The 9,560-nt window shown below is 53.4% G+C and carries 8 protein-coding genes; 1 reads left to right on the plus strand and 7 read right to left on the minus strand.

Features of this window, described 5'->3' with window-relative positions:
* Nucleotides 1–26 precede the first annotated feature (26 nt).
* From ubiB to argC, 7 genes are all read right to left on the minus strand, one after another.
* The gene (gene ubiB, locus NC856_RS08265; protein WP_264089954.1) at nt 27–1,664 is read right to left on the minus strand and encodes a ubiquinone biosynthesis regulatory protein kinase UbiB; all 1,638 of its coding nucleotides are present in this window, start codon (nt 1,662–1,664) and stop codon (nt 27–29) included.
* Entirely contained in the window at nt 1,661–2,269 is a 609-nt protein-coding gene (gene ubiJ / locus NC856_RS08270) for a ubiquinone biosynthesis protein UbiJ (RefSeq protein ID WP_264089955.1), read from the minus strand. The genes ubiB and ubiJ overlap by 4 nt, the downstream gene beginning before the upstream one ends.
* Before the next feature lie 12 nt (nt 2,270–2,281).
* On the minus strand, nt 2,282–3,037 hold the full coding sequence (gene ubiE / locus NC856_RS08275; protein WP_264089956.1) for a bifunctional demethylmenaquinone methyltransferase/2-methoxy-6-polyprenyl-1,4-benzoquinol methylase UbiE: 756 nt from the start codon (nt 3,035–3,037) through the stop codon (nt 2,282–2,284).
* A gap of 159 nt (nt 3,038–3,196) precedes the next feature.
* Nucleotides 3,197–4,729: a DNA recombination protein RmuC gene (gene rmuC / locus NC856_RS08280; RefSeq protein WP_264089958.1), complete on the minus strand. Its 1,533-nt coding sequence runs from the start codon at nt 4,727–4,729 to the stop codon at nt 3,197–3,199.
* Nucleotides 4,730–4,942: 213 nt separating this feature from the next.
* Nucleotides 4,943–6,316, minus strand: a complete 1,374-nt coding sequence (argH, locus tag NC856_RS08285; protein ID WP_264089959.1) for an argininosuccinate lyase — start codon at nt 6,314–6,316, stop codon at nt 4,943–4,945.
* A 62-nt stretch (nt 6,317–6,378) separates the two neighbouring features.
* Nucleotides 6,379–7,155, minus strand: coding sequence for an acetylglutamate kinase (gene argB / locus NC856_RS08290; protein ID WP_264090190.1), 777 nt, complete (start codon nt 7,153–7,155; stop codon nt 6,379–6,381).
* Between the two features lie 31 nt (nt 7,156–7,186).
* Nucleotides 7,187–8,191 carry an N-acetyl-gamma-glutamyl-phosphate reductase gene (gene argC / locus NC856_RS08295; protein WP_264089960.1) on the minus strand — a complete coding sequence of 335 codons (1,005 nt, stop codon included), beginning with the start codon at nt 8,189–8,191 and terminating at the stop codon, nt 7,187–7,189.
* 203 nt (nt 8,192–8,394) lie between these two features.
* Between argC and argE the strand changes: the two genes are divergently transcribed.
* A complete protein-coding gene (argE, locus tag NC856_RS08300) occupies nt 8,395–9,543 on the plus strand; it encodes an acetylornithine deacetylase (protein WP_264089961.1) in 1,149 nt (382 codons plus the stop codon).
* Nucleotides 9,544–9,560: the final 17 nt, after the last annotated feature.

Genomic DNA, 9,560 nt, shown 5'->3' on the forward strand with positions numbered 1-9,560 from the left:
GAATTATCCAGGGTATATGATCTGTTTCAACGAGTTCGACGCCAGCCAATAATCCAGGCGACAATTCCCGCAGCCATCAATCCCGAAGGAACGATATTGGCTTCCACATGGCTTACCAGTAACACCGTACCACTGATCAGCAACGTTGCGCCAATACCCAGCAGATAACGGGACTGTCCCTGACGAACATGCTGAGCCCGTAATTCGCAGGCAAGCTTGTCGACACTTTGTTTCAACATCTTATGCTGGCGCAAGCCGTCATAAAATAATTCCGGGATTTCGGGCAGTTTCTCCGCCCAAAACGGCGCTTTTTCTTTTAAGGCACGAATCATCGCCGGTAATCCAACCTGCTCTTTCAACCAGGTTTCCAAAAACGGTTTCGCCGTCTTCCACAGGTCAAGCTGGGGATAGAGTTGTCGCCCGATGCCTTCAATATAGAGCAAGGTTTTCTGCAACAGCACCAATTGCGGCTGGACTTCCATGTTAAAACGACGTGCCGTATTAAACAGATTCAATAATACATGTCCGAATGAAATTTCCGCTAACGGCTTTTCAAAAATAGGCTCACAGACAGTACGGATAGCAAACTCAAAATCCTCCACGTTGGTATCCGCAGGCACCCAGCCTGAATCCACATGCAACTCGGCGACTTTGCGATAATCACGATTGAAGAAGGCAATAAAGTTCTCTGCCAGATAGCGCTTATCTTCTTTGTTCAACGAACCGACAATACCGCAGTCGATCCCGATATACTGCGGATCCTCGGGATGTTCATGATTGATAAAGATATTGCCGGGGTGCATATCCGCATGAAAGAAACTGTCGCGGAATACCTGGGTGAAGAAAACCTGTACGCCGCGCTCCGCCAGAAGCTGCATATTCGTTCCGTTGGCTTGCAGCGCGTCGATATCCGAAACCGGAATACCATAAATACGCTCCATGACCAACATGCTTTCGCTGCAATAATCCGAATATACTTCTGGAATATACAGCATCGGACTTGCTTCAAAGTTGCGCCTCAGTTGAATCGCATTCGCCGCTTCACGCAGCAAATTCAACTCATCAAGCAGGGATTTTTCATATTCCTGCACCACTTCCCGCGGGCGAAGACGTCGTCCGTCGGGCATAAGCCTTGGCAACCAGCCCGCCAGCCGCTTCATCAGACACATATCTGCCTTGATGATCGGTAAAATATCGGGACGAATCACCTTGATGACAATGTCTTTTCCCGTACTTTTCAACCGCGCGGTATGCACTTGGGCAATTGAGGCGGAGGCCAGCGGTTTGATGTCAAAATCATCAAACCAACCTTCCAGCGGCCCCCCTAACGAAAGCTCAATTTGCTGGCGCGCCAGTTTGCCGTCAAAAGGTTCGACACGATCTTGCAGCATCGCCAGTTGGTCGGCGATGGCGGGCGGAAACAGATCGCGTCGCGTCGACATCATCTGACCGAATTTGATCCAGACCGGGCCTAGTTCCTGCAACGCCAAGCGCAGGCGCTCTCCCAATGGCATGTTGCGATGTTGATTCGGCAACCAGAACAACAGACGGCGTCCCAAACGCAGCGGTATCGTCAAACGCATTTTGGGGATCAGTTCATCCAAGCCGTAACTCAGCAAAACGCGAACGATGCTGTAAAGGCGAATCAGTTCACCAGGCATCATCGTAGGGTCTCCAACTTCGCCAGCCGTTCGGACAACCGTTCGACTGATTTCTCCAGGGCGGCAATTTCATCATGAAGCCAGGCATTTTCAAGTTTACCTGGCGCTAAACGCCACTCTTCCGTGAGCGTTTCAGAGAATGTCTGCTGCGTTCGGCACAGGGTTTGGCCGAATAAACGCAGTGTCTTTTGCGCCGTCTGGCTCAGGCCCTGAGCGACAATGTCGCCAAGATAAGGGGCGAGCCATTCCGCGGGATCAAACTCGGCCAAATCAAGCAAGCCGATAAACTGCTGCGCCACCTGAATATCGCCTTCGATCACCAGATCGCCGCCACGCATCAGAGCGGACAGATGCTGGCGATCACGCAGTTTCATCAGGACGGATAAGCGGGTCTTAAGCTGGCAGTCAGCCGGTTCTCCCCATTGACTTATCACATCAAGATGCTGCTCATTGAAGATCAGCACCAAAGGCGCATCCAGTTCGGCCAACTCGATTTGCAGCGTTTTTCCCTGAAGACGCTGACGCGCCGCTTTCATGCTGCGATCGCGAAACAGCAACTGATTCAGCGCCGTTTCCAGCGTGGCGGTCAGGACAGACGTTATCAGCATTGGCGTTTCCAATCAGAATTTAAAGCCACGGTGTAACGCAACAATCCCGCCGGTAAGATTGTAATAATTCACATTGTCAAAACCGGCGTCGTTCATCATTCCCTTCAGCGTTTCCTGATCGGGATGCATACGAATGGATTCCGCCAGATAACGGTAGCTACCGGCATCACTGGCCACCATTTCACCTATCCGCGGCAGAACATGGAACGAATAGAGGTCGTAGACCTTGCTTAATGGCTTCAGCGTTGGTTTAGAGAACTCCAGCACCAGCAGACGTCCTCCCGGCTTCAGTACGCGGTACATGGAGCGCAGCGCTTTGTTTTTGTCTGTTACGTTACGTAAGCCAAAAGAGATGGTGATGCAGTCGAAGAAATCGTCAGGGAAAGGCAACTCTTCTGCATTGGCTTGTACATAGCTGATATTATTGATAATACCTTTATTACGTAGTTTCTCGCGCCCCACTTTCAACATTGACGCATTAATATCCGCCAGCACTACTTCGCCTTCATCGCCGACAAGACGGGAGAATTTCGCCGTCAGATCGCCCGTGCCGCCAGCAACGTCCAATACTCGCTGACCGCGCCGCACGCCGCTGCACTCGATAGTGAAACGCTTCCAGATACGATGAATACCGAAAGACATCAGGTCGTTCATCAGATCGTATTTTGCTGCTACAGAATGAAAAACGTCAGCCACCATGACCTCTTTTTCATCCTTGGCGACAGTACGAAAACCAAAGTCGGTTGTTTTCTCCTGCTCATTAGCCATTTTATCCGCCTACTATTCAGTCAAATGTCGGGTCTACCTGGTTGATGGGAAGAGTGTAACAGACCCGTATAAAAAGCCCACCGCCTAATGCTTATCGGTGAAGGATGATCAAGACGACAGATCAAAAAACCCCGTACGCGCTCTGTTCAATCGCATCGTTCAGTCTTCTTTCATATCGACTTTTGCAGGCAAATCTTCTGCTTTCGTCCCACCTGACGTCTCCGCGCCCTTGTCCTGTGCGGCGCTTTCCGGCGCCGTTGCCTGTTCCGCCAGGGAGGGGCTGATGGAACGTTTGATTTCCACGCCCAGATGACGAAAACCTTCCGCCTGACCGATGAGATTACCACGCCCGGATGAAAGTTTATTCATTGCCTGACGATAACTGCCTTGCGCTTTATCGAGGCTTTGCCCCAATGTTTCCATATCACCCACAAATAAACGCAGTTTATCGTACAACCGCGACGCCCGTTCCGCGATCTGCTGCGCATTACGGCTCTGCTGCTCATAACGCCACAGATTATTAATGGTGCGCAGCGCGACCAGCAATGTCGTCGGGCTTACCAGCATAATATTGTGCTTTAGCGCTTCGCTGATCAACTCAGGCTGCCTGTCGATCGCCACCAGAAAAGCCGGTTCGACGGGAATAAACATCAGGACATAGTCCAGCGAGCGCAGCCCCGGCAATTGCTGATAATCTTTACTGCCCAACATGCGGATGTGACTGCGAACGGAAAGCAGATGCTCATTTAGCGCCGTCTGACGCGCCATCTCATCCTCGCTGTTGAAGTAGCGCTCATAGGCCACCAGCGACATTTTGGCGTCGATGACCACATCTTTGCCCTGGGGCAAACGCACAATCACATCAGGCTGCATACGGCTGTTGGTATCGGTCTGTACACTGACCTGTGTCTGATACTCATACCCTTCGCGCAGACCAGAGGCTTCCAGCACACGGCTCAATACCACCTCGCCCCAGTTGCCTTGCGTTTTATTATCACCTTTCAGAGCTTTGGTCAGATTGATGGCCTCACGCGCCATCTGAGCATTCAACTGTTGCAGATTGCGGATCTCATGCGCTAGCGTATGCCGCTCACGGGCTTCCGCGCCAAAACTGTCCTGAACCTGACGGCGAAAACCATCAAGCTGCTCGCGCAATGGCATGAGCAGGCGATCCAGACTCTGTTTGTTCTGCTCGTCCACTTTGCGCCCGCTGTGTTCGAAAATCCGGTTAGCCAGATTCTCGAACTGAGTCGTCAGGCGCTGTTCGCTATTCACCAGCAACCGCTGCTTTTCTTCCGCCGCCATGCGGGTTTCTTCCAGCCGGATGGTAACTTCCCGCAGTTCGGCTTCCTGGGCGCGGTTAATCTCCCGCAGCGTGCGCAGTTCCTGATTTAACTGGCTGCATTCGTCACGCAGTTGTCCCAACTGCTGCAACCTTTCATGACTGGCCGATAACTGGACGTGGACGTTGCGTAATTCCAACTCATTTTGCCGCAGACGTTGTTCATCCTGTTGCAAGGCCAGTTGGCTTTCTGCCAGCAATGTCTGCGTCTGCTGGAGCGTCTGCTCCAGCAGACGCTGTTCGGTATCATGACGGGACAATCGCTGTTGCTGCATCAGGCTGGCAAGCAGCCACCCCGCCAGCAAGCCGATTCCGCCGCCGCCCAATCCATAAAGTATATTGATATCCACCATGCCTCCGCTGCGCCTGTCACTGTGCGTCAAAGTAAAATGATACTGTATGGATGTCCAGAGGCAATTCGGTTTGCAGGGCGGTTTGGCATGAAATTCGATGAAAAAAGAGGAAAAGTGCGAGCAGCATTCAAGGTAATTATGAAACTTCTCAGGCCGGTACATTACCGGCCTGAGAGTAGCGATCGACGGTCTAATGAAGATCGGTATTAATCAGCCCAGACGCTGTTGCGCATCACTGATCGCCTTCGCTACCTGCTGCGGCGAAACACCGCCCTGCGCGGCACGTTTGTCCAGACAGGATTGCAGCGACAGGCTCGGATAGACGTCATCCGCGATAACCGCACTGAATTTCTGCAAGTCAGCCAGCGGCAACGCTTCCAACGCTTTGCCCTGACGAATGGCTTCGACCACCGCCTCGCCGACAATATGGTGCGCTTCTCGGAATGGCACGCCTTTTGCGACCAGATAGTCAGCCAGTTCCGTGGCATTGGCGTAACCCTGCTGCGCCGCTTCCTGACAGCGCGGACGTTTCACCTGAATCCCTTCCAGCACCAGCGCCGCCATCATCAGGCAGTCATGCCAGGTATCCAGCGCATCGAACAGGCCTTCCTTGTCTTCCTGCATATCCTTGTTATACGCCAGCGGCAAGCCTTTCAGCGTCATCATCATCCCGGTCAACGCGCCCTGAACACGGCCGCATTTGCCGCGGATCAACTCCAACGCATCCGGGTTTTTCTTCTGCGGCATCAGCGATGAACCGGACGTCACACGGTCTGAAAGCTCAATGAACGCCGCTTCGCCGCTGTTGAAGAAAATCAGATCTTCAGCGAAACGCGATAAATGCACCATACCGATTGACGCATCAGACAGAAGTTCCAGCACATGATCGCGATCGGATACCGTATCCAGACTGTTGCGGGTCGCCGAGGCAAATCCCAGCCAACCCGCCAGTTGTTCGCGATCAATCGGATAGGCGGTGCCGGCCAATGCGCCGCAACCCAGCGGGCTGACGTCCAGACGTTTCAACGTATCTTCCAGACGGCTTTCATCGCGCACCAGCATTTCGTGGTAAGCCAGACACCAGTGGGCAAACGTCACAGGTTGGGCGCGTTGCAGGTGGGTATAGCCCGGCATCACCGCATCCTGATTCGCTTGCGCCGTGGCGACCAGCGCCTGACGCAACTGACGCACCGCCAACAGCAGTTCGGCGACCTGCGTCTTACACCACAGCTTCAGATCCGTTGCGACCTGATCGTTGCGGCTACGTCCCGTGTGCAGCTTCTTGCCCAGATCGCCGACTTTTTCAATCAGACGCTGTTCAACCCAGCTATGGATATCTTCCGCGTCACTTTGCAGGATCATTTCCGGATCCGCCCGCACCTCAACCAACAGCGCATTCAATGCCTGCTCCAGTTGCTGTTGCTCCTGCTCGCTAAGCACATTAACCGTCACCAACGCTTTCGACCAGCCAATCGAGCCGATGATATCCTGCTCCGCCAGACGGTAATCAAACCGCAGTGAGTCATTGAACTGTTTAAACCGTTGATCTGCCGCCTGACTGAACCGACCGCCCCACAAAGCCATAACCATTACTCCCGGAATTCAAATAAATGCAGATAAGGCATCATGCCATACCCAGAAACAGCTTACGCTAAAATACGCGTGCCGATGGCAACGCCGTTGAACAGCGCCGGTAGTTGCTCCGCATGACGCCAACTGGCGATATCCACCGGACGCCCCAGCGTCCGCGCGGCGTCCAGCGCGGCATTGACCTTCACAATCATACCATCGGTGATAATGCCCTGTGCGATCAGTTGTTCCGCTTTTTGCGCAGTCATTTCGGCAATGCGCTGACCTTTTCCATCCAGAATGCCGCTGACATCAGACAACAGGATTAAATCCGCCCCCAGCGTCGCCGCCAGCGCAGTCGCGGCCTGATCCGCATTCACATTCATCAGGTCGCCTTGATCGGTGATCCCGATAGAACTGACGACCGGCAAATAACCCGCGGAAAGCAGGCTATTCAACAATGCCGGAGAACCCGCCTGCGCTTTGCCGACAAAACCCAGCGCCTCATCCAGTTGCGTGACACGAGTGCTGCCGCCGTCCGCCAGGCACAAGCCGACCGCGTTAATCGCGTGTTTTTTCGCCCAGGATAAGAGCGTTTTATTGGCGGAACCGGCCAGCGCGCCGGTGATGATATCGATCTGATCGGCGGGTGTGACGCGCAGGCCGTTCTTCTTCACGACTGGCAACGACAGTTTTTTCATCAGATCGTCAACCAGACATCCACCACCATGCACAATCAATAAGGGCCGCTGGTGCGCCTGACGATAAGTGACCAATGCGGTGAACAGGCGCTCCAGCGCCTCTTCGCTATCCAGTAAAACGCCGCCGAGCTTGATAATTAACGGATTCATTATGCTTTCACGCCTCAGAGTGATGAATTTTTAATCAGAGTAAAGACTGGGTTTCCGGGAAACCAAAACGAATATTCAGGCATTGCACCGCCTGAGCAGCCGCGCCTTTCAGCAGGTTATCCTCCGTGGCGACGATGATCAGGTGTTCGCCATCCACGGAAAAACCGATGTCGCAGAATGGCAGACCGACGACGGATTTCAATGCCGGAACGCCTTTATCATACAGACGCACCAGCGGTTTATCGTGATAGGCATTATGATAAGCCTCGGCGATATCCTGTCGCGTCACTCCCGGATTCAGGCGACAGGTGATGGTTTCCAGTATGCCGCGGGCGAAATTACCGAGATGAGGCGTAAAGATGACCGGCGTGCCGAGGTGGGTTGAAATCTCAGGCGCATGGCGGTGGTTGAAAATGCCGTAAGGTTGCAGGCTGACTTCGCAGAAGCTGCTGGTGAGAGAGGCTTTACGCCCCGCGCCGCTCACGCCGCTGACAGCGTTGATCACCGGCCATTGCGCCGGATTCAGCAACTGCCCCGCCACCAACGGTTTCAACGCCAGTTGCGCGGCGGTTGGATAGCAGCCCGGCACCGCAATCAGTTGCGCGTGTTTGATGCTTTCGGCTCGCCATTCGGCCAAACCGTAGACGGCCTGCGCCAGCCAGTCCGCATGTTGATGCTCAAATCCATAGTAGCGGGTATAGAAATCAGCATCCTGAACGCGGTAGGCGCCGGATAAATCAAAAACAGCGCAGCCAGCCGCCAGAAATTCAGGCGCTAAATCATGACTGACTTTGTGATCCGTCGCCAGAAACACCACATCAACGCCTTTGGCGGCTTCGGCAACATTGGTCAACGGTTGTACCGGTAAATCGATAATGCCTTTCAGCTGTGGATGCAAATCGGAAATCAATTTTCCGGCATCAACACTTTGCGCTGAAACCGCCAAAGCGGTTATGTTCATCTGTGGGTGACGGTTCAGGTAAAGTGCCAGTTCAGCGCCGGTGTAACCACTGGCGCCGACAATCAACGTATTCAGCATGAGATCCGTATACCTTCTTATTTATCTATGGAACAGGTAACCGGGCTCACCAACGTAAATACGCTGTTGAGCCGAAGAGCTAAGCGAAGCGATGAATTCCTCGCCACCGGTATGTTATGGTTTCCTTTCACTTAGCGTTATTGTATTTTTATTCAAAATAAATGCATGAATATTGATACTATCCTAACCAGAGGCTGTCAACAGTGAAGATGAATTTACCCCCTTTTATTGAGCTATACCGGGCGTTGATCGCGACTCCGTCCATCAGCGCCACCGACAGCGCACTCGATCAAAGTAATCAGGCATTAATCAACCTGTTGGCGGGCTGGTTTGGCGATTTAGGTTTTCACATCGAGGTGCAACCCGTTCCCGGCACACAGCATAAATTTAATATGCTGGCGCGGATTGGTGAAGGTAAAGGCGGTTTGCTGCTGGCCGGACATACGGATACGGTGCCATTCGATGACGGACGCTGGACGCGTGATCCCTTCACGCTGACCGAACAGGCTAATAAGCTTTATGGCTTGGGCGCCGCCGATATGAAAGGGTTTTTCGCCTTCATTCTCGACACGCTGCGCGACATTGATGCGACGAAACTGACCAGACCGCTGTATATTCTTGCCACCGCCGATGAAGAAACCACCATGGCGGGCGCCAAATACTTCTCTCAATCCACACACATCCGCCCGGACTGCGCCATTATTGGCGAGCCAACCTCATTACAGCCGGTGCGCGCCCACAAAGGCCACATGTCCAGCGCGATCCGTATTCAGGGGCAGTCCGGTCATTCCAGCGATCCGTCGCGCGGCGTTAATGCCATTGAACTGATGCATGAAGCTATCTCGCATCTGCTGGTGCTGCGCAATACGCTACAAGATCGCTATCACAACGCGGCGTTCAATATTCCTTATCCCACCATGAATCTGGGCCATATTCACGGCGGGGATGCCGCCAACCGTATCTGCGCCTGCTGTGAACTGCATATGGATATTCGTCCGCTGCCGGGGCTGACGCTCAACGACTTGAACGGCCTGCTGGCGGAAACACTGGCGCCGGTAAGCCAGCGTTGGCCAGGCCGTTTGACCATCAGTGAACTGCATCCGCCCATCCCCGGTTATGAATGCCCAATCGACCATCGCTTAGTGTCGGTGGTGGAAAAATTGCTGGGAACAAAAACCGAGGTAGTGAATTACTGTACCGAAGCGCCTTTTCTTCAGGAACTGTGCCCAACGCTGGTGCTGGGGCCTGGTTCTATCGATCAGGCGCACCAGCCGGACGAATATATCGATACCGCCTTTATTACGCCAACCCGCGATCTGATCGCCCAGTTGGTTCGGCATTTCTGCAAATAAGGTTGGCGAAAGGGCCG

The sequence above is a fragment of the Brenneria izbisi genome (assembly GCF_025840185.1).
GTDB classification, from domain to species: Bacteria; Pseudomonadota; Gammaproteobacteria; order Enterobacterales; family Enterobacteriaceae; genus Brenneria; species Brenneria izbisi.